Source organism: Marinobacter koreensis, assembly GCF_023156285.1.
Taxonomy (GTDB): Bacteria; Pseudomonadota; Gammaproteobacteria; order Pseudomonadales; family Oleiphilaceae; genus Marinobacter; species Marinobacter koreensis.
In genome coordinates this window covers 136,967-157,588 of sequence record NZ_JAKZAJ010000003.1, presented here as the reverse complement: position 1 = coordinate 157,588, position 20,622 = coordinate 136,967, and the positions used below count along the sequence as shown (strand labels likewise).

The 20,622-nt window shown below is 58.6% G+C and carries 16 protein-coding genes and 2 tRNA genes; 9 read left to right on the top strand and 9 right to left on the bottom strand.

What is annotated here, in order from left to right; all coding sequences use genetic code 11:
• Position 1 precedes the first annotated feature (1 nt).
• Positions 2–2,488 carry an ABC transporter permease gene (locus MLD04_RS08980; protein WP_248157203.1) on the bottom strand — a complete coding sequence of 829 codons (2,487 nt, stop codon included), beginning with the start codon at positions 2,486–2,488 and terminating at the stop codon, positions 2–4.
• Entirely contained in the window at positions 2,488–3,204 is a 717-nt protein-coding gene (locus MLD04_RS08975) for an ABC transporter ATP-binding protein (protein WP_248158257.1), read from the bottom strand. The genes MLD04_RS08980 and MLD04_RS08975 overlap by 1 nt, the downstream gene beginning before the upstream one ends.
• 63 nt (positions 3,205–3,267) lie before the next feature.
• Here MLD04_RS08975 and MLD04_RS08970 point away from each other — a divergent pair, with 63 nt between their 5' ends.
• Positions 3,268–3,924, top strand: coding sequence for an arylesterase (locus MLD04_RS08970; RefSeq protein ID WP_248157201.1), 657 nt, complete (start codon positions 3,268–3,270; stop codon positions 3,922–3,924).
• On the opposite strand, the gene MLD04_RS08965 is transcribed toward MLD04_RS08970, so the two are convergent.
• Positions 3,919–4,884: a YheT family hydrolase gene (locus tag MLD04_RS08965; protein ID WP_248157199.1), complete on the bottom strand. Its 966-nt coding sequence runs from the start codon at positions 4,882–4,884 to the stop codon at positions 3,919–3,921. The two genes, MLD04_RS08970 and MLD04_RS08965, sit on opposite strands and share 6 nt — an antisense overlap.
• Before the next feature lie 73 nt (positions 4,885–4,957).
• Here MLD04_RS08965 and MLD04_RS08960 point away from each other — a divergent pair.
• Positions 4,958–5,033 (top strand) — tRNA-Asn (locus tag MLD04_RS08960).
• Positions 5,034–5,084: 51 nt separating this feature from the next.
• Here MLD04_RS08960 and MLD04_RS08955 read toward each other — a convergent pair.
• Positions 5,085–6,374, bottom strand: a complete 1,290-nt coding sequence (locus MLD04_RS08955) for a M18 family aminopeptidase (protein ID WP_248157192.1) — start codon at positions 6,372–6,374, stop codon at positions 5,085–5,087.
• 115 nt (positions 6,375–6,489) lie between these two features.
• On the opposite strand from MLD04_RS08955, the gene MLD04_RS08950 reads away from it, so the two are divergent.
• Both MLD04_RS08950 and MLD04_RS08945 read left to right on the top strand, forming a co-directional pair.
• Positions 6,490–6,972, top strand: a complete 483-nt coding sequence (locus MLD04_RS08950; RefSeq protein WP_248157190.1) for a hypothetical protein — start codon at positions 6,490–6,492, stop codon at positions 6,970–6,972.
• 108 nt (positions 6,973–7,080) lie between these two features.
• Positions 7,081–7,710 (top strand): outer membrane beta-barrel protein, encoded by a 630-nt coding sequence (locus MLD04_RS08945; RefSeq protein WP_248157188.1) that lies wholly within the window; start codon positions 7,081–7,083, stop codon positions 7,708–7,710.
• A gap of 21 nt (positions 7,711–7,731) precedes the next feature.
• Here MLD04_RS08945 and rlmKL read toward each other — a convergent pair whose 3' ends face one another.
• Positions 7,732–9,906, bottom strand: coding sequence for a bifunctional 23S rRNA (guanine(2069)-N(7))-methyltransferase RlmK/23S rRNA (guanine(2445)-N(2))-methyltransferase RlmL (gene rlmKL, locus MLD04_RS08940; protein ID WP_248157186.1), 2,175 nt, complete (start codon positions 9,904–9,906; stop codon positions 7,732–7,734).
• 318 nt (positions 9,907–10,224) lie between these two features.
• Between rlmKL and rmf the strand changes: the two genes are divergently transcribed.
• Positions 10,225–10,437 carry a ribosome modulation factor gene (gene rmf, locus MLD04_RS08935; protein WP_008938060.1) on the top strand — a complete coding sequence of 71 codons (213 nt, stop codon included), beginning with the start codon at positions 10,225–10,227 and terminating at the stop codon, positions 10,435–10,437.
• A 147-nt stretch (positions 10,438–10,584) separates the two neighbouring features.
• Here rmf and MLD04_RS08930 read toward each other — a convergent pair whose 3' ends face one another.
• Entirely contained in the window at positions 10,585–11,613 is a 1,029-nt protein-coding gene (locus tag MLD04_RS08930; protein WP_248157184.1) for a quinone-dependent dihydroorotate dehydrogenase, read from the bottom strand.
• 417 nt (positions 11,614–12,030) lie between these two features.
• Between MLD04_RS08930 and MLD04_RS08925 the strand changes: the two genes are divergently transcribed.
• Positions 12,031–13,191 (top strand): cation diffusion facilitator family transporter, encoded by a 1,161-nt coding sequence (locus MLD04_RS08925; protein WP_248157182.1) that lies wholly within the window; start codon positions 12,031–12,033, stop codon positions 13,189–13,191.
• A 15-nt stretch (positions 13,192–13,206) separates the two neighbouring features.
• On the opposite strand, the gene MLD04_RS08920 is transcribed toward MLD04_RS08925, so the two are convergent.
• A complete protein-coding gene (locus MLD04_RS08920; RefSeq protein ID WP_248157180.1) occupies positions 13,207–14,706 on the bottom strand; it encodes a RimK family protein in 1,500 nt (499 codons plus the stop codon).
• A gap of 199 nt (positions 14,707–14,905) precedes the next feature.
• On the opposite strand from MLD04_RS08920, the gene rimI reads away from it, so the two are divergent.
• Positions 14,906–16,024 (top strand): ribosomal protein S18-alanine N-acetyltransferase, encoded by a 1,119-nt coding sequence (gene rimI / locus MLD04_RS08915; protein ID WP_248158254.1) that lies wholly within the window; start codon positions 14,906–14,908, stop codon positions 16,022–16,024.
• Here the strand turns inward: rimI and uvrB are convergent, their stop codons facing one another.
• Positions 16,025–18,085 (bottom strand): excinuclease ABC subunit UvrB, encoded by a 2,061-nt coding sequence (uvrB, locus tag MLD04_RS08910; RefSeq protein ID WP_248157178.1) that lies wholly within the window; start codon positions 18,083–18,085, stop codon positions 16,025–16,027.
• Between the two features lie 190 nt (positions 18,086–18,275).
• On the opposite strand from uvrB, the gene MLD04_RS08905 reads away from it, so the two are divergent.
• Together MLD04_RS08905 and MLD04_RS08900 are read left to right on the top strand one after the other, a co-directional pair.
• Positions 18,276–19,460 carry a pyridoxal phosphate-dependent aminotransferase gene (locus tag MLD04_RS08905; protein ID WP_248157176.1) on the top strand — a complete coding sequence of 395 codons (1,185 nt, stop codon included), beginning with the start codon at positions 18,276–18,278 and terminating at the stop codon, positions 19,458–19,460.
• A gap of 70 nt (positions 19,461–19,530) precedes the next feature.
• Positions 19,531–19,606 (top strand) — tRNA-Asn (locus tag MLD04_RS08900).
• Positions 19,607–19,889: 283 nt separating this feature from the next.
• On the opposite strand, the gene pyrF is transcribed toward MLD04_RS08900, so the two are convergent.
• Positions 19,890–20,600, bottom strand: a complete 711-nt coding sequence (gene pyrF / locus MLD04_RS08895; protein WP_248157175.1) for an orotidine-5'-phosphate decarboxylase — start codon at positions 20,598–20,600, stop codon at positions 19,890–19,892.
• Between the last annotated feature and the right edge of the window lie 22 nt (positions 20,601–20,622).

The window sequence follows — 20,622 nt, the reverse complement described above, 5'->3', positions numbered from 1 at the left end:
CCTATTCCAGCCGCCTCAGAAGCAACATGGGCGACACTGACAACACCGGCCCGAGCTGCCAACGCCCCAGCAATGAGACGAGAAGCGCGCTGGCCAGAGGCACGGGGACAATCACCGACCAGTGCCAACTGAAGCTTCCTTCAAACATCCGGTACTGGAGCGCATAGACGGCCGCCTCCGCTGCCAGCACGCCTACGATCCCGGCAAATCCGCCGAGCACGCCGAATTCCAGCATGGTGCTCCGAACCAGCAAAGACTGTCGCCCGCCAAGGGTTCTCAGCAGGGCCCCTTCCCTTTGCCGGTCACGCAGGGTTGCACTGACGACCGCGGCCATGACCACCAGGGCAGCCGCGAGTATCATTCCGAGAATGGTCTCAATGGCCAGCGTGACCTGTCGGATTATCTCCTGTATCCGGGCAATGATGTGATCGATCTCCAGCACCGAGATGGTCGGAAACTGTCGCGTGAAAGCATTCAGATCGGTCTTCTGATCCGGCGGCAGATAGAAACTGGTAATCCAGGTTGCAGGCAGCCCGTCCAGGCCGCCCCCCGGCGGAAATGCCATGTAGAAGTTCGGCTTCATGCTGTCCCACTGGACGGTCCGGAAACTGGTCACCGGCTCGGTAACGGTCTCCGATCCCACCGTGAACGTCAGACGATCACCAAGCTTGAGCCCGAGGCGCTCCGCCAGCTCCGCTTCCACCGACACGCCCGAAACCGTTCCGGGTGTGAACCACTCACCTTTCACAATCTTGTTGTCGTCGGGTAACGAGTCCATCCAGGTCAGGTTCAGCTCCCGGTTCAGGGCACCAATGTTCTTATCGTTCCCGATCGCCTCTTTCACGGGTGTCCCGTTCAGCTCTGTCAGGCGTCCCCGCACCATCGGGTAAAGGTGTTCAAGCGGGTGGCCACGTTCGCGCCAGAAGGCGGCGACATCGTCCTTCGCGTCTGGAGCAATGTTGATCAGGAAATGGTTGGGGGCCTTCTCCGGCAATTGGGCTTTCCAGTCGTCCAGCAGCGAAGTCCGGACCAACAGCAATGTGGCGGCGAGCATGATGGTCATACCAAAAACGGCCATCTGGGACAGGCTCGCACCGCGGTGACGGTACAGCCCCACCAGCGCAAGCCGCCAGGCATTGCCCCCACCACGTATCTGGCGAAGACCGGCAATAAGTACACCGCCGACCAGTCCGAGTACCAGCAACAGCAGAACCACGCTCCCCAACAACGCGACGACCAGATCCAGTTCCCGGGCATAGAGCCAGACCAGTCCGAAAATCGCCACGAGCGCGAGCACCCCATCCCGCCAGAGCTCTTTGTGCTCCCCGGTAGGCTGGCTTCTCAGCACTCTCATGGCCGGTACATGGCGCAGTCGACGGATCGGCGGGTAGGCAAAGGCAAACAAGGAGACAACCGCTGTTGCCAGCGCGGGAAACACTGCGTTCGGATCAAAATAAAGCTCAACGGGACGATCCAGCAGGTTGCCCAGCATGCTTGCCAGAATCCAGAACAACGGTATGGCAATCGCCAGACCGCCTACAATTCCCACTATCCCCCAAATGGCCAGGCGTCTCAGGTAAAGACGGGCAATGCCGGGACCGCTGAGGCCGAGCGTTTTCAGCAGAGCCACGGTGTCCCTCTGGGACATGGCGTATTGCCGACTGGCCACTGCCACCGCGACGGCAGCCAGCAACACCGCGAGACTGCCACCGAGCAACAGGAAACGCTCCGCCCTCTGGAGCGATCGTGACAGTGTTTCCCCGTCGCGAACACTGCGCCATTCATGACTGGGTTCAAGCTGTGGCTTCAACCAGGCGCCGAATGACTCCAGCGCAGCTGTATCACCGGCAAACAGATACACATACTCGACACGGCTGCCGGTCTGGATGACACCGGTGGCGGCCACATCGTTCTTGTGCATCATCACCCGGGGAGCCAGGGCGGACATACTGAAACCACCGTCCGGCTCCCGAAGCAAAAGGGCAGAGACCCTCAGTGTTTCGTTACCCACTTCCAGTGTATCGCCCAACGTCAAGCCAAGCAGACGAAGAAGCCGGGGATTGATCCACACCTCCCCCGGCGGTGGTCCGGACCGAACGGTTTCACGGGGGCCACCCTCCCGGGTCTGGATCTCCAGATCACCGCGGAGCGGATATTCGTCACTGACTGCCTTGACCGACACCAGCTGGAACCGATCGCCACCGAACACCATGGTGGAGAATTCCACCATCTGTCCCGTCCGCAATCCCCGGCTGTGAGCTTCCTCCAGCCAACTGTGCGGAATGGGACGGCCGTTTTCGACATCCAGTTGCCGGTCAGCGGCGAGGAAAGTGCTGGCGGAGGTGACCAGCGTTCTCTGGAGCTGACTGGCAAACAATGCAATCGTGGCGACTGTGGCGACAGCAATCATCAGTGCTGCCAACACCACCCGTACATCCCGCTCGCGCCAGTCTCGACCCACCGAATGAAGCTTCTGCGATGCAGCCATCAGGACACACTCTCTTCCGCGGTCGGTTCCGACAACTGGCCCGCTTCGATGTGAAGCTGCCGGGCACATCTGGCCGCGAGATGCTCATCGTGAGTCACCATCACCAGCGTAGTACCCTGCTCCCGGTTAAGCGCCATCAACAGATCCGACACGGCCTGACCGGTGCGGTTGTCCAGGTTTCCCGTGGGTTCGTCGGCAAAAAGGACGACCGGCTCGCAGGCAAAGGCCCTCGCAATGGCAACACGCTGCTGTTCGCCCCCTGAAAGCTGGCGGGGAGTGTGGTTCAGGCGCTCGCCCAGTCCGACCCGTTCCAACAATTCACGGGCCCGCCTGTCGGGATTATCCATGCCCGCCAGCTCAAGCGGTAACATGACGTTCTCCAGCGCGGACAGGGCCGGCAGGAGCTGGAACGACTGAAACACAAATCCGACCCGACTGGCCCGGAGTTCGGCCCGTTTGTCCTCGCTGAGCTGGCTGATCATTGCACCATCGAGTTCCACGGAGCCCTCACTGGGGGTGTCCAGCCCTGCCAGCAGACCAAGCAACGTGGTCTTGCCCGATCCGGAGCGACCTACAATGGCCACCGATTCGCCACGATTGATTTCCAGGTTGACCCCCTGCAAGATCGTCAGCGTATCGGTTTCAAGGGGGACCCGATGGCTCAAGCCTGTCACTCTCAGCATGGGAGTATGATGGTCGGCATTCGGATTGGTCATCTGGTTCACGGGCCCTCCCGGGGTTCCTGGTTTATTCCATCAGCACAGGTCACTGAATTGTATATGCATACGCTATCCAACTACGCCAGATCAATCCTGTTGCTGCTTTTAACGGCGCTCGCCCTCCCGGCGTTCGCAACAGCCAATACGATCCTGATCATGGGCGACAGCATCAGTGCGGGCTACGGCGTATCGACCGAAACGGCGTGGGTGCAACTGCTGCGAAAAAGGCTGGACGATACCGGCCTGGCTCAGTGGTCCGTCGTCAATGCCAGCATCAGCGGGGAAACGACCGATGGAGGCGCCCGCCGCCTGCCGGATCTCATCAGCAAGCATCATCCGGATATCGTGGTCATTGAGCTTGGAGGTAACGATGGCCTGCGGGGCTTCCCGCCGGATGTGATCAAGTCCAACCTCACCGCCATGATCAGGGACGCGCAGGATGCCGGCGCCCGGGTACTGCTGGTGGGCATGCAGATCCCTCCCAACTACGGCCCCCAATACACCCGGATGTTCGCCGACCTGTTTCCGACTCTCTCCGACAGCTACAACACTGCCCTGGTTCCCTTCTTCATGGACGGGATATACGATCAGGACGGGATGATGCAGCAGGACGGCATCCACCCATCCGACGACGCCCAGCCCAAACTGCTGGATAACGTCTGGCCCGTACTCAAACCGATGCTGGAGACGGTTAGCACCACCTCCGCCGATTCATGACATGGCGCTGAGGAACCCGAGGGCGCGCCGTTCAGACCAGTAAAAGCCATCTCTGGCGTGCTCGACAAATCCGACATGTCCGCCCCATTTCGGGGCCTCCAGCCGAACATAGGCACCCAGGACTTTTTTAGACTCCGGATAACAGGCGCTGGACAGGAACGGATCGTCTGCGGCATTAACCATCAATGCCGGCACCCGGATGTCTTTCAGTCGGGGAAGCGCGGAACACTGGGCCCAATAGTCTTTCGCATCACGGAACCCGTGCAGCGGGGCCGTGTATCGGTCATCGAACTCCCGGAAGGTGCGGATCGATTCAAAACCGGATACATCGATCCGGTCCGGGAAGCGCCGGGACTTCTCCTGCATTTTTTCGTGCAGGTCCTTGAGAAACCGCTGCATGTAGATACGACGACTGGGCAACGCAAGCACCTCCGCGCTGCCCGCCAGGTCACAGGGAACCGAATAGGTCACGGCTCCGCGGATCCGGCTGTCCACATGTTCGCCCTGCTGGCCCAGATAAAGCAACGTAAGGTTTCCGCCCATGCTGAAACCGGACAGGAAAAGCGACTGGTAATCACCGCCGAGCGCATGGCGAACCACATGGGCCAGGTCTTCCGTAGCGCCGCTGTGATAAAACCTTGGCTTGAGGTTCATGGTGCCGCCGCAGGAACGATAGTTCCACGCCAGGACGTCCCACCCTTCCGCCAGAAGCGCTCGTGCCAGACCCAGCACGTAAGGGCGACGGCTATGACCTTCCAGTCCATGGGAAATAACGGCCAGCCGGTCACTGCCCTGGCGATACCAGTCGAGGTGCAGTTCGTCCTCATCCGGAGTCGGCAATACTTCCTCTTCAGGCGTACGCATCGCCACTGACCGGAACAGGGACGGCCAGACCGACTGGATGTGGCCATTACGTAGCCAGACCGGTGGCCGGTACTGCAGGTGTCTGCTTTCGTACAATGTTTAACCTTTCAATTCAGGGGGTTGACGACACAAATCAAAGCGCTTAATATGCGCGCCACTTTACTGCTGTTCCCCGATAGCTCAGTTGGTAGAGCAACGGACTGTTAATCCGTTTGTCGCTGGTTCGAGCCCAGCTCGGGGAGCCACTTATTTCGAAAGGCCGCTGATGACTGATCAGCGGCCTTTTTTGTTGCGCCTCAGAAAATCGTTTTCCGCTGCATGAATTCCGACAACACCCGAAACAGAGTATAGCCGTCCTCCGCACCGATGAGCTCACGGATGGAATGCATACCAAACTGAGGTACCCCGATATCCAGGGTGGTCACTCCCAGATTTCCCGCCGTCAGGGGCCCAATCGTGCTACCACAGGCCATATCGCTACGCACCACGAAGGTCTGGTGAGGCAGGCCCAACTCATCGCTTATGTGGCGATACAGGGCGGCCGAACGGCTGTTGGTCGCATAGCGCTGATTGTGATTGACCTTGATCACCGGGCCCTGGTTCAGAACCGGACCGTGATTTTCATCATGCCGGTCACTGTAATTCGGATGAACGCCGTGGGAGTTGTCCGCAGAAATCATCATTGAATGGGCAATGGCCCGGGCTTTGCCGGCGCCACACCAACGATCCAGTACCGCTGTCAGGAAAGGCCCCTGCGCTCCCTCTGCAGACATGCTCCCGACTTCTTCGTGGTCATTGCATACCAGCAAGGCGGATTCGTCTCCGGACGTGTGAATCAGTGACTGCAGACCGATATAGCAACTGAGCAGATTGTCCATGCGCGCCGATGCCAGGAATTCCTCCCTGAGCCCGACGAACGCAGCTTTCTGGGCATCGTAGAAACTCAGCTCGTAGCCCAGAATCTTTCGCGCCTTCAGCCCGGTTTCGGACGCGACCTGCTGGATCAAGAGATCGTCGAACCGGGTTGTGTCAGTCTCGGGAACCTGCATGAGCACCGGTGGCAGGTCGGTCTGGGCATTGACAGTGCGATTGCTGTTGGCTTCCCGGTCCAGGTGAATGGCCAGGCTCGGAATGAAGGCGACCGGCTTCCGGAAGTCGACCAGGGCATCCCGCACCTCCCCTGCCTCATCCAGCAAAGTCACGCGTCCTGCCAGGGAAAGATCACGATCAAACCAGGGATTGAGCAACACGCCGCCATACACTTCCACACCCAACTGGAAGAACCCTTTGCGGCGAAGCTCCGGATTGGGCTTTACCTTCAGGCAGGGGCTGTCCGTATGCGCGCCGACCATCCGTATGCCGTTCACGGAAACGTCCTCAGTGCCGGTACGGAAGGCCACCATCGAGGAGCCGTTGCGAATGACGTAGTAACCTTTGTTACGCGCCAGTGACCACTCATCCCGCTCGTCCAGCTGTTCGAATCCGGCGGCATCCAGACGGCGTTTCATTGTTGACACCGCGTGCCACGGCGTCGGCGACTGATTCAGAAACTCCATCAAATCTTTGTTGAATTCAGCGTGTTCCATGATGTCCCTGATTGATTGATAATGGCCCGCACAGTATGGCATGAAGCGATAATGGCTCCTACAGGCCATAGTGACATTCCCTATACTCACCTCTCAGCTCAAGCGGAGTGCGACCTTGGCTTTACCCCGATTCCTCGACATCGAATACTGTCAGACCGACGACGCGCTGTTCCCCGTTGCCATGGCCTGGTCCCTGGAAGACGGTCGTATGAAGACCGTGGTGATTGCACCGGAGGATGCCTGGTTACCGGACGATGGAGACCTTGGAGACGTCGACCTCAGGTACCTTGAAGAACAGGGTGTGCCCGTGATTGAACTGGCCCGGGAACTTCACCAGGATTTGCCCGACCAGACCGTTTACGTGGATGGACTGGATCCGGATGAGGTGCTGGTTGACCTGATCTTCGGAGCTGTGCAGCAAGATCCCCCCTTTGAAATTGCGCCAATCAGCGACCTCATCACCGATATCGACCGGGAAGACCTCGAAGATCGACGTCATCAGCTGATGATCGAGGAAGGCCTGGAACCGCAACTGCCGGAAAACGGTGTTTATGCCCTGCTGTTGCTGGCGAAAGAGGAAGGGCTTCTCGATCACTGACGCCCTCCCCCTGCGAAAGGCGGGGAAGTGTGACGCGGGTCGACGTAACAGTACGTTACAGAAGGCAGAATCGGCCCAAACGCTCACCTTTCAGGAAACCGGAAATCCATGAAACAGGTCGTGAACACTGTCCTCGGCGCCGTAATGGTGCCCGTCTGCGTGATGGCTCTGCTGGCGAGCTCGGTCGCCCATGCGCAGGACAAGGAGGTCACCGAAAAGCCCAGAGCCGATAAACATTACATCGGCCTGCTGGCTACAACGATACAGCACCGTTCAATTGGCCTGGCGACGGAAAAGGCCTGGGGGCAGGCAGGAACGCTGGTGGTCGGCGGCCACATTTCCGATCTCTTCCATGCCGAGCTGCGTGCCGGTGCCGGCTATCAGGATGCCCAGGTCCCAGGTAGCGACCTGTCCCTGGCCATCGACTATTACGCAAGCTGGTACATGGGTCTGCATTACCCGATCACCAACTACGCCAACATCTATGGTCAGTTCGGTTTTTCCTACATCCAGGGGACAGCGGACTTGCGGAATCCGGATGACAAGCGGAATGCACTCTACCAGGACTTCGAGAAAGAATTTCCAGCCAGCAGCTTTGCCGTCAGCTGGATTGCCGGCATGGACTTTGAGGTGATGGACGACACCTATCTGGTATTCGAGGGCGGCAAGCTCTTCGAGGACACCGACACCAAGGTGAACAGCTTCCAGTTCTCGGGCGGTCTCCGATACGAGTTCTGATCCGCCCGACCTGAGCGGTGATCAGGAAAGGTGTCGGATATGCCAGCACCGATGGATCTTCGGGTTGCGCTGAAAATCCCGATCGATCGTGCTTTTCGAGACTTCCTCCACAGAAAACTCCGACTGGAGCGTCTCATCCAGCCTGAACCGGCGGAAATTGTTCGAAAAAATCAGCAAGCCATCCGACGTCAGGCGGCGCATCGCCTGCCTGATCAGGGTGGCGTGATCCTTCTGGATATCGAGAACGCCCTGCATCCGCGCAGAATTCGAAAAGGTCGGAGGATCCATAAATATCAGGTCATACCTCTGATCCGGCGAGGGCTTCTCCGCCAGCCAGGCGAGGCAGTCGGCCTGCTCGACCCGATGCTTTCCCGAATCTGCCCCGTTGAGCGCCAGATTCTCTCGCGCCCAGTTCACGTAGGTCTTTGACATATCCAGGCTCAGGGAACGGCTGGCGCCACCTACCGCAGCATGAACTGAAGCAGCACCTGTATAGCAGAACAGGTTCAGGAATCGCTGCCCTTTTGCATGGGTCTGGATCCAGTATCGGACCGGTCGGTGATCCAGAAACAGCCCGGTATCCAGATAATCTTTCAGATTTACCCGGAGCGCGCAGCCATACTCGTGGACGGTCATGAATTCGCCGGTTGCGGACTGCTTCTCGTATTGCTGGGTTCCTGCCTGGCGCTGACGTTGCTTGCAGATGAGATCCGCAGGATCAATGCCGAGGACTTCCGGAATAACCGCCAGCGCTTCCGCAAGGCGTTCACGAGCCGCCCGCTCATCGACCGTTTTGGGCGCAGCGTATTCCTGTACATGTACTCGCCCTTCATAAAGATCGATGGCGAGGGCGTATTCGGGCATGTCTGCATCGTAAACACGATAGCAACCAATGCCCTGCTTCCTTGCCCACTGCCCGAGGGTCTTCAGGTTTTTCTTCAGGCGATTACGAAGCATCGACGCCCGCTCCTCGTTTGCGATTCGCGGACGGATCTCTCCCGATCTGTCCGGATCCCGGGGAGTCATGGCGTTGGCTTCGTCCACCTCGAACAGAAGCAACTGCGCAGGCAACTTTCCATTAAACAGCTTGTACTGCTTGAAACTCCTTAGCCCGATCGATTTGCCAAATTCCGGGGCGCCGGTGAATACCGCCATCCGCCAGCCCGGCACGGCACTTTTCACCGTTTCCCCCAGCGCTTCGTACAATGTGGACAGTTCCCGCCGCTCACTGAGGCGTTCACCATACGGGGGATTGGTCAGGACCAACCCGCGCTGTGACCACTTTTCCCCACGGGTAAACGATTCGACCGGACGGACTTCAACATGCACGATACCCTCCAGTCCGGCGCGGGCTATGTTTTTCCAGGCCGTCGCAATAACCCGGGAATCCTGATCAAATCCCGCAAACGTCGGAACACGGGCCCGCTTGCCCTCGTGGGCCCGGCGCTCGGCCTCCTGCTTCAGCTCCAGCCAGATTTCCGGCTGGTGACCCAGCCATTTCTCGAATCCGAAACCATCCTGTCGGCGGCCCGGCGCGATATCCAGAGCCATCATGGCCGCTTCGATCAGCAGCGTGCCTGAACCACACATCGGGTCAACAAAATCACCACCGGCCGCGGCGATTTCGGGCCAGCCCGCCCGATAAAGAAGGGCCGCCGCCAGGTTTTCCTTCAACGGCGCAATACCCTTTTCCGTCCGGTAACCCCGCATATGCAGACTGTGACCACTCAGGTCGATACCCAGTGACAGCCGATTCCGATGGAGACGGGCCGATACGGCAACATCCGGGCTTTTCGGGGCAACCGACGGGCGCTGGGCGCCGGCCGCCCGGAAACTGTCGACAATGCCGTCCTTTACCCGTTGGGCGCCAAACTGGGTGTTCCGGATTGCCTGGTTCTGTCCCAGGAAGGTCACCCGGAAGCTGCCCCGGCCCGGAATATGCGATGACCAGTCGACCCCGAGCACGCCCTCGTACAAGGCGTTCTCGTTGGCCGCGTCCACTTCCGCAACATGAAGGATGACCCGGTTGGCCAGCCTGGACCACAAACAGGTGCGATAGCCCGCTGCAAGGTCACCCTCGGCCCAGACCCCGGCGGGCGAGTGTCGAACCAGCTCCAGGCCGAACGCCTGGATTTCATCCGCCAAAAGGTATTCAACACCCTTGGGGCAGGTTACAAAAAAGACACGTCTGGACAATGGGAACTCCTGATTGAAAAAGCCGATTGGGTAAGTTTCCGTTTTCGCGGTACTTATCCAGAGACCGCGTCATTTTTATTTCATCAAAGTATAAGAATGCCGTCATATAGATGAAATAAATAGTGTACACGCGCCGAACGTTCGTTCTACCTTGTAACTGACGCGTCGTTCCGGAGGTCGAAAAAACCTCCGTTAACAGGATCCTGACTGCTCTGACCTGAGCTGGCAATAGGGGGTTGTCCCGGAGGGAAACCCGATTGTCACGGTCACTGCAGAAGTGTACACGCTTGTTCTGTTAATCCATCAGTGAGGAACGGCATGAAAAGACAGAAAAGAGACATGCACGCTCGTGCATACAAGCGGGGTTATCTCGCTGGCGTGTCCGGTAAATCCAAAGACACCTGCCCGATTGAACAGCCCGAAGTCCGCCAGGAATGGTTAAACGGGTGGCGTGAAGGCCGACAAGATAACTGGGAGGGCATGACCGGCGTATCCGGTATCCACAGGCTGGCCGACGTAACGTCTGCCTAGACAAACCCCGAAACCTGATCTGATCTTTTTACACAATTTGATGCAGTAGCAAGAGCAACCCAAACGGGGCCTCCCGCCCCGTACCATGCGAAGAAGCGCAACGGGGTTTATTCCCCGCAAGGGCCCGCTTGGCGGGCCCATCTTTTTTTAGATCCCCGAAATATCCTTCCGGATGGCTTCCACCGCTTCACTAATCAACGCCGGGCCACGATAAATAAAGCCGGTATAGATCTGTACCAGTTTTGCCCCGGCTCGCACCTTCTCAGCCGCACTCTCGCCGTCGGTAATGCCGCCAACGCCGATGATCGGAAGGCGCTCTCCCAGCTCGGCATACAGCCCTTGTATAACTCTCAGCGAAGCCTCGCGAACCGGAGCACCACTCAAGCCTCCGGCTTCCTCTGCATGTCTGTGGCCGACCACCGCATCCCGACTGATGGTGGTGTTGGTGGCGATAACGCCATCCAGACCAGTCTCGATCAAGGCATTTGCCACAAAACGGATACCGGTGTCGTCCATATCCGGGGCGATTTTCACCGCGATCGGAACATAACGACCATGTTGTTGTTCACACCGCAGCTGCTCCTGCTTGATAGCGCCCAACAACGCCTTGAGAGCGTCGCCGAACTGGAGATCCCGAAGGCCCGGTGTATTCGGCGAGGATACATTGACGGTGATGTAGTCTGCATGGGCATAGACGGCCGCAATCCCACGACGGTAGTCCGAATCGGATTGGTCGGCGGGAGTGTCCTTGTTCTTGCCCACGTTGATGCCGAGGATACCCTGGTACTTCCGCCGCTGAACCCGATCAATCAGGTGGTCAAGGCCCTCGTTATTGAACCCCATCCGATTGATGATCGCCTGGTGCTCGGGCAGCCGAAACATCCGCGGCTGGGGGTTGCCCGGTTGGGCTCGGGGCGTGACCGTACCCACCTCAATAAAACCGAATCCCAGCGCGCCGAGCGCATCAAGGTGATCTGCATTCTTGTCGAGCCCGGCCGCCAGACCGACCGGATTGGGAAAATCCAGCCCCATAACATTGACCGGCAATGCATCTATTTTGGGGGCAAAAAGGCTGAGCATTCCCAGCTTCTGCGCAAGATCAAGGCTGCTCAACGCCAGGTTATGGGCCTGTTCGGGAGGCAGGCGAAACAGAAGGTTTCGAATCGCACCGTACATCGTAAAACTCCAGCAAAATCTGCTGCGGGAGTATACCGGAAGTTTTCCACAGCATCCCGTGTTTACCTTCCATGGCACGTAAATGGTTGAAGGATGAACCTCCCACACGCTTTTCCACGAAATCTGTGGATAACCCTGTTGAAAATCGAGGGGCAAGCGTTGCCAGCCCTTGATAACTGCGCCAGCCTACAAATTGATCATTTTTTGACCAGTTATTTTATCTATATTTTTCAATAGCTTATAGAGTTCACAAGAGTATTTTCCAGTGACGAGCCAATTCGACGCCTCTGTCATTAATTCGCAACCATGTGCATAAATCGCACAATGAATCGCCCTGGGAATGCTGCCGCGCCCCCTCACAAGCATCCCCTGTTTAGGGGTATACTCGCCCCCTCAGATTCCACCGGAGTGCCATGAATGGAACAACCCGCCCAGACCACCCGACAAAATCAGGAAGCCCTGAACGGCGAAATGAAAGCCGCGGCCCGGGTCACCATTATCGGAATGATCCTCGATGCCGTACTGGGTGTGATAAAAGTCATCGGAGGTGTGCTTTTTCATTCCCAGGCATTGGTCGTTGATGGCGTTCACTCGTTCACCGACGTCGCCTCCGATCTTCTGGTTCTGGGCGTCATGCGGGTTTCGCGTCAGGAACCGGATGAGGATCATCCCTATGGCCACCAGCGCATCGAAACCTTTGGAACGCTGTTGCTGGGCAGCATTCTGATCGCTGTCGGCGCTGCTTTGGGTTGGGAATACCTGATACGTCTTTTTGAAGGTGGGGTTGATCAGGTGCCGGAATGGCCGGTTCTGGTTGCTGCAGGATTGTCCGTCGCCGGTAAGGAATGGATCTACCATTATACCCGGCGGGTTGGCCAGGCCATCCGATCAGATCTGATCATTGCCAACGCATGGCACAGCCGTACCGATGCTTTCTCATCCGTGGTGGTACTGGCCTCGACGGCCGGCGCAATGCTGGGCTGGGTCTGGCTGGACCTGTTGGCGGCAGTCGTGATCGCGCTCATCATCATTCATATCGGCTGGAAATTCACCTGGGACAGTGTCAAGGAACTGGTCGATACCGGGCTCTCGGTGGAGGATACCGAGATGCTCAAGTCGATTGCCCGGGATACCGACGGCGTACGTCACGTTCACGAGCTGCGTAGCCGCCGGATGGGGCACGACATTCTTCTGGACGTACATCTGGTGGTCCGGCCTGAGATCAGTGTTTCAGAGGGACACCAGATCGGGATGCGGGTTGTTTCTGGCATGCGGGATACCCTGGACAACATCCGGGATATCAATTTTCACATCGATGCCGAGAATGACGAGGACGAAATGCCGACCTCGGAAGCACTACCCTCGCGGCAGGATGTCCTCCAGACACTGACACAGCATTTCGGGGAGTTGCCCGCCGACAGCCGCATACGCCTGCACTACCTGAGAAACCAGGTGCACCTGGAATTGTTCTTTGACTCACCCGATAAAACCGGTGGGATCACATCCGGGCAAGTCCGCGACACACTCTCCGGCTACCCCTGGTTCGGCAGTGTCCGCGTCTGGATCGGCGAAGGCTGAAACAGCCGGGCCTGATCAGGCCCGGCGCTTTGCTTCCATCCTGGAGAGAAATTCCTGCATCACGAGGGTATACAACTCGCCGCCAAGGAACTTGTCCTCCACACCGGAATCGATGCTCGGATTGTCATTGACTTCAATGACCGCCACCCGGTTGCCAGACTGCTTGATGTCCACGCCGTAAAGACCGTTCCCGATCAAACGAGTCGCATTCAGCGAAGCCTGAATCACGTTCCGGGGCACCTCATAAGTGGGCAGCGTCTCGAATCCGCCACTCTCTACCCGGGATTCACCGTGCTGGTATATCTGCCAATGCCCTTTCACCATCATGTACTTGCAGGCGTATATCGCACGCCCGCCAAGTACCCCGATCCGCCAGTCGTAATCGGTGTACAGATACTCCTGGGCGAGAACCAGAGCGGACTGCCGAAACAGGTCTCGTAATCCGGCCTTGAGTTCTTTCTCGTCTTTTGCCTTGGTCACGCCCCGGGAGAAGGCACCATCAGGGATCTTGATCACCACCGGGAAGCCCAGTTCACTGACGATACGATCCACCGCGTCTTTCTGATCCTTGGAGATGATCAACGTGCGTGGAGTCGGCACCTTGTTGTTTTTAAGCAGATCGGCCAGGAACACCTTGTTGGTGCACCGCAGGATGGAGACCGGATCATCGATGACCACCAGGCCTTCCGCCTCAGCCTTGCGCGCAAACCGGTAGGTGTGATGGTCAATGGCGGTGGTCTCTCGGATGAAGAGCCCATCGTATTCCGGCAGGCGCATGTAATCCCGACGGGTGATTCGCTCGACATTGATCCCCAGTTTCCGCCCTGCCTTCTCGAACCGCTTCAGAGCCGCCTCATCACTCGGCGGCATGGCTTCATCCGGGTTGACCAGCATGGCCAGATCGAATCGATAGCGACGTCGGGTCCTGGGCTTGCGCCAGACGATCGTACTAAACCGGTCCAGGGCAGCCGCGAATACGTCTTGCTCGCTCTCTGACAGATCGGCCGGAGAGGCTGGCCGCATGGACTCGATCTGCCACGCCTTACGGCGCTTGAACACGACCTCAAGGATGGGACAGGGGAAGTGTTCGAACAACGCCCTCGCCACCGGTTTGAGCTCCGGATGCTGAACCTGGCCAAAGTAGGTCCGAACCCGGACTTCGTGGGTGGCACCGCTGTCGTCATGACCCGGGCGCACTCGGGAGCCTGCTTCCTCAAGCCATTGAATCACACTGGGATCCAGCTCGGTCAGCTCCAGTGAAAACAGCCCTTTCCGGCTGAGATCGTTCAGCGTCATCACCGAAGGCACAACGTTGTGGCCGCGGGCTTCCGCCAGTAGGGAGCAATAGTATCCCTGACTCAGGTAACGGGCACTCTGGCACAGGTTGATGACGCGAACCCGTGACGTACCGGAGGAGGAAAAATGGAGGTACTGTTCGAACGTCAGCACGTCCTCGCTGGGATAGTAAGGCGCCCAGTCCGTGGCGCGATCGACAACAATAAGCAAACGGGACATGAAATGGCATTCCTCCCTGAAGGTCGTGCCGGTTTTTGGGCAACAATACGCTCCACCCCAGATTCACACAACCAGCCGGGAATGCGTGCTTTTACGCATGAGTCCGGCCCTTGTGTCGCGACGTTTCTCTACCATAATAGCGCCATGAGGGAAGCCCGCCAGCATGCCCACACGAACCCATAGCAAGGCACTGACCAACATGGCTGAGGTTGTACTTCGACAGGCAAAGAGCGACGACCTGGACGCTCTGGTCGCACTGGAAAACCGGAGCTTCCATGAAGACCGGATTTCCCGCAGGAGCTTCCGCCGCTTTCTCGAAATGCCAAGGGACCGGCTGATTGTCGCCGAGCTGGACGACCAACTGGTGGGTTATTGCCTGGTCCTGATGAATGCGGCCACTCGCCTGGCACGGATCTACTCCATCGCCGTTTCCCCGGACGCACGTGGCCGGGGTATCGGGGAAAGGCTCGTTCAGGAAGCGGAACAGGAAGCGGTAGACGCAGACCGGATCGTCATGCGACTCGAAGTCCGCGAAGACAACAAGAGCGCGATAAACCTCTATAGACGCCTCGGCTACCGCCAATTCGGGACGTATCGCGACTATTACGAGGATCACGGTGATGCACTGCGGTTCGAGCGGCGCATTCTCTACTATGAGCCATCACGGGAATTCCCGCCGGTGCCCTACTACCCCCAGACGACCGAGTTCACCTGTGGTCCCTCTGCTCTGCTGATGGCCATGGCGGCACTGGATGAGCATCAATCTTTGAACACCGGCGAAGAGCTGAAGATATGGCGGGAGGCCACCACCATTTTCATGCTCTCAGGCCACGGTGGCTGCGGCCCCCATGGGCTTGCCCTGGCCGCATGGCACCGGGGCTTCTACGCCAGTGCCTGGATCAGCCAGGAGGGAGCCCTGTTCAAGGACACCGTCCGGAATGAGGACAAGAAACGTGTTCTGGAGTTGGTGCATGAGGGGTTTATTCAGGATATCGGCCAGACCGATATCGAACTCCACCACGATCCCCTGACGCTCGAGGGCATGGAAACCGCGCTTCACGAGGGGCGCATTCCCGTGATACTGATCAGCACCTGGCAGCTCAACCGGAGCCGGATCCCCCACTGGGTGACCGTCTGTGCTATGGACGATCAGTTCGTCTATCTGCACGATCCGGAGATCGATGTGGAAGCGGGCGAAACCGTGGCGGACAAACAGTACCTGCCTGTAGACCGCCGGATCTTTACCCGGATGTCCCGGTACGGCCGAAACCAGCCTCTTCAGGCAGCGGTTATTGTAGGCCCGCGAAGGACCGACTGATCAGCCGGTCCGGATGGCCGCTTCCTTCAATTCGGAAATCTCGTCCCGCAGACGTGCGGCGGTCTCGAAATCCAGATCGGAAGCGGCCTTGTACATCTCGTCTTCAAGACGGGCCACTTCCTTGAGCACTTCCTCAGGTGATCGGTTTCCGGCTTTTGCCCGATACTGTTCAGCTTCCTCGGCTGCCTTCTGGCCTGGCCGCTCGGCACGACGACGCCCACGTCCGCCGCCACCTGCAGCGCCTTCCATGATGTCCGCAATCTTCTTGTTCAGTCCCTGAGGGGTAATGCCCTGCTCCTCGTTGTGCGCTTCCTGCTTGGCACGGCGACGCTCGGTTTCGTCGATGGCACGCTGCATGGAGCCGGTGATCCGGTCGCCGTACAGGATGGCCTTGCCATGCACATTCCGGGCGGCACGGCCAATCGTCTGGATCAGGGATCGTTCACTGCGCAGGAACCCTTCCTTGTCGGCATCGAGAATCGCCACGAGGGAAACCTCCGGCATGTCCAGGCCCTCCCGGAGCAGGTTGATGCCGACCAGCACATCGAATTCACCGCGTCGCAGGTCCCGGATGATTTCCACCCGCTCCACCGTATCAATATCGGAGTGCAGGTACCGGACACGGACATCGTGTTCCATCAGGAAGTCGGTCAGATCTTCCGCCATCCGTTTGGTGAGCGTGGTCACCAGCACTCGCTCCTCCACTGATACGCGGGCCCGGATTTCCGATAGCAGGTCATCCACTTGTGTGGAGGCCGGCCGCACCTCGATCTCCGGGTCCAGCAGCCCCGTCGGACGAACCACCTGCTCGACGACCTGTCCGGCATGCTCCGCCTCATAGGGCCCCGGGGTCGCCGACACGAAGATCATCTGCGGTGCGATCCGCTCCCATTCCTCAAAGCGCATCGGGCGGTTATCCAGCGCTGATGGCAGCCGAAAACCATACTCCACCAGCGTCTCTTTCCTGGACCGGTCCCCCTTGTACATGGCGCCGATCTGGGGAATGGTGACGTGGGACTCGTCCACTACCAGGAGCGCGTTCGGAGGCAGATAGTCAAACAACGTGGGCGGCGCCTCACCCGGCCGGCGGCCGGACAGATAGCGGGAATAGTTCTCGATGCCGTTACAGTAGCCCAGCTCCATCATCATTTCGATGTCGTATCGTGTCCGCTCTTCCAGACGCTGGGCTTCCACCAGCCGGTTGTTGTCCCGCAACTGCTGCAGGCGCTCATCCAGTTCAACCTTGATGTGCTCCACCGCATCCAGCACCGTCTGTCGTGGCGTCACATAATGGGACTTGGGGTAGATGGTCACCCGGGGCACCCGCCGTAATACCTCACCGGTCAGGGGATCGAAGTAGCTGAGGTTCTCGACCTCATCATCAAACAGCTCGATCCGGATCGCCTCCTTTTCGGATTCTGCCGGGAATACATCGATCACATCGCCGCGAACCCGATAGTTGGCACGATGGAATTCCACGTCGTTCCGGGTGTACTGCAGCTCCGCGAGTCGACGCAGAATGAAGCGCTGGTCGATCTGGTCACCCCGGTCCAGGTGCAGCATCATTTTCAGGTAGGACTGGGGATCACCAAGGCCGTAGATCGACGATACGGTGGCGACGATGATCGCATCGGGGCGCTCCAGGAGCGCCTTGGTTGCCGACAGACGCATCTGTTCGATGTGTTCGTTGATCGACGCATCCTTCTCGATAAAGGTATCGGACGAAGGCACGTACGCCTCCGGCTGGTAATAGTCGTAGTAGGAGACGAAGTATTCCACGGCATTGTCCGGAAAGAATTCCCGGAATTCTCCGTACAGCTGCGCGGCCAGCGTCTTGTTATGGGCCATGATGATCGTGGGCCGCTGCACCTGCTCGATCACGTTGGCCACGGTGAAGGTCTTGCCCGAGCCAGTCACCCCGAGCAGTGTCTGGTGGGCCAGCCCGGAGTGGATGCCATCCACCAGCCCCTCGATAGCCTTGGGCTGGTCACCGGCTGGCTTGTAGGGGGAATCGACTCTGAACACACCGTCTTTGGCGGTAACGGATTCTTTACTGGCCATAAGGGGCGGACAACCTCCGGTCTTGACGGGCGTCAGTCCGGGACGGACTAATGCCTACGAGAAATTTAGCGTTACGCTGGCTTCATGATACCATCGTTGCGATCGACGGCTGGGCGAAATTCAGCCAGACACTGAGACTCCTCCCGGCCGATCGAAGCCCAATAAGACGCAGCTTTAAGGAGCTCAAAGTTTGGACCTTCAACTTTCCAGCCGAGTACAGGCTATCAAGCCCTCTCCCACTCTCGCCGTGACCAACAAGGCCGCAGAACTTCGTGCGGCAGGCCAGGACATCATCGGCCTCGGTGCCGGCGAGCCCGACTTCGACACTCCCGAACACATCAAACAGGCGGCCATTGAGGCCATCCAGAACGGCCAGACCAAATACACCGCCGTTGATGGTACGCCCGCCCTGAAAAAAGCGATTATTGCGAAGTTCAAACGGGATAACGGCCTGGAATACGAAGCCAACCAGATACTGGTAAGCAGTGGTGGCAAACAAAGCTTTTTCAACCTTGCCCTGGCAACACTGAACGCGGGTGACGAAGCGATCATCCCTGCTCCCTACTGGGTCTCCTACCCGGACATGGTGCTCGTGGCGGAGGGCAAGCCGGTCATTATCGAGACCGGCGCGGAGACCCGCTTCAAGATCACGCCGGAACAACTGGAAGACGCGATCACCGATCGCACCCGCCTGTTCGTGATCAACAGCCCGTCCAACCCGAGTGGCATGGCCTACTCCCTGGAGGAGCTGCGGGCAATCGGCGAGGTGCTGAAGAAGCACCCGAACATCATGATCGCAACGGACGACATGTACGAGCCGATCCTCTGGACCGGCAAGCCGTTCTGCAACATCGTCAACGCCTGTCCGGAACTCTATGAGCGCACCTTTGTGCTCAACGGTGTCTCCAAGGCCTATTCGATGACGGGCTGGCGAATCGGTTATGCGGCAGGCCCCGCGAAGATCATCGGTGCGATGAAGAAAATCCAGTCCCAGAGTACATCCAACCCCTGCTCGATCTCCCAGGCTGCGGCGACGGCGGCTCTGGACGGAGACCAGGCGTGCGTGGGTGAGATGGTCAAGGCGTTCAAGGAGCGTCACGACTGGCTGGTCGAGGCTCTGAACAAACTGCCCGGCGTGGAGTGCCTCAACGGTGATGGCACCTTCTACGTGTTCCCCAGCTTCCAGGGCGCTATTGATGCAGACGACAGCGTCAGTACTGACGTGGAGTTCGCTGAAAAAATGCTGTCAGAAGCCGGTGTCGCCATCGTCCCTGGCTCGGCGTTCGGCGCCCCGGGACACATGCGGCTGAGCTTCGCCACCAGCATGGAGAACCTGCAGAAAGCCGTGGAACGCCTGCAGAAAGCGCTGGGCTAAAAAGTTCTCGCCAGGGGTTGACGGGGCCGTATCGCCAACTTAATATACGCGCCTCGTCACACGACGACGTTCCCCGATAGCTCAGTTGGTAGAGCAACGGACTGTTAATCCGTTTGTCGCTGGTTCGAGCCCAGCTCGGGGAGCCACTATTCCGAAAGCCCGCTAATTCTCTGAGTTAGCGGGTTTTTTATTGTCTCGGTTCTGAGTCTGCCTTCGGTTGTTTAGATCTAACCCTGCCCTAGCCTTCATGTATTGGTGGTGGGCCGGATCGGTGCTGCGGGGCGGCCCTCCCAAAAATGTCTGTGGCCATGGACGGCCACAGTCAAGCGCACATGGACGTGCTCGTAGCGGTTTTTGGGAGGGCCGCCCCGGAGCACCAGCCCGCCAGACCAACAGGCCAGGGGGGCCGAAGTCAAAAGCCCGACGAAATCAGAGCCCCACCACCTCAGAATGGATAGCCTCCAGGGCTACCAGAGGATCCGGCGCCTGGGTAATCGGCCGGCCAATCACGAGGTAGTCGGAACCGGCTTTGAGAGCATCCGTGGGCGTCATGATACGCTGCTGGTCGCCCTTGTCGGCGGTCAACGGGCGGATACCCGGAGTGATCAGTTTGAAGTCAGCGCCCTGCTCGGCTTTCAGTTTTGGCGCTTCCTGTGCGGAACAGACAACGCCATCAAGGCCGCAATTTCTGGTCAGGGTCGCGAGGCGGGAGACCTGGACCTCCGGGGAATCAGTGATGCCAATGCCCGCCAGATCCTCAGCGCCCATGCTGGTCAGCACGGTTACCGCGATCAGCAAAGGCTTGTCGGCACCAAAGGATTCCAACCGCTCACGGCAGGCGATCATCATCTTCTCGCCACCGGAGGCGTGGACGTTAACCATCCAGACGCCCAGGTCCGCTGCCGCTGCAACGGCAGCGGACGTCGTATTGGGGATGTCGTGAAATTTCAGGTCCAGGAAGACATCAAACCCTTTGCGCTGCAGGGTATGAACGAGCTGCGGCCCGGAACGGGTGAACAACTCCTTACCCACTTTCAGTCGACATTTGGAGGGATCAAGCTGATCCACCAATGCGAGAGCCGGATCCTGGGATGGAAAGTCGAGGGCGACGATGATTTTGGGATCGATGGAAGATTGCACGGGTAAAATCCTGCGATTGAAG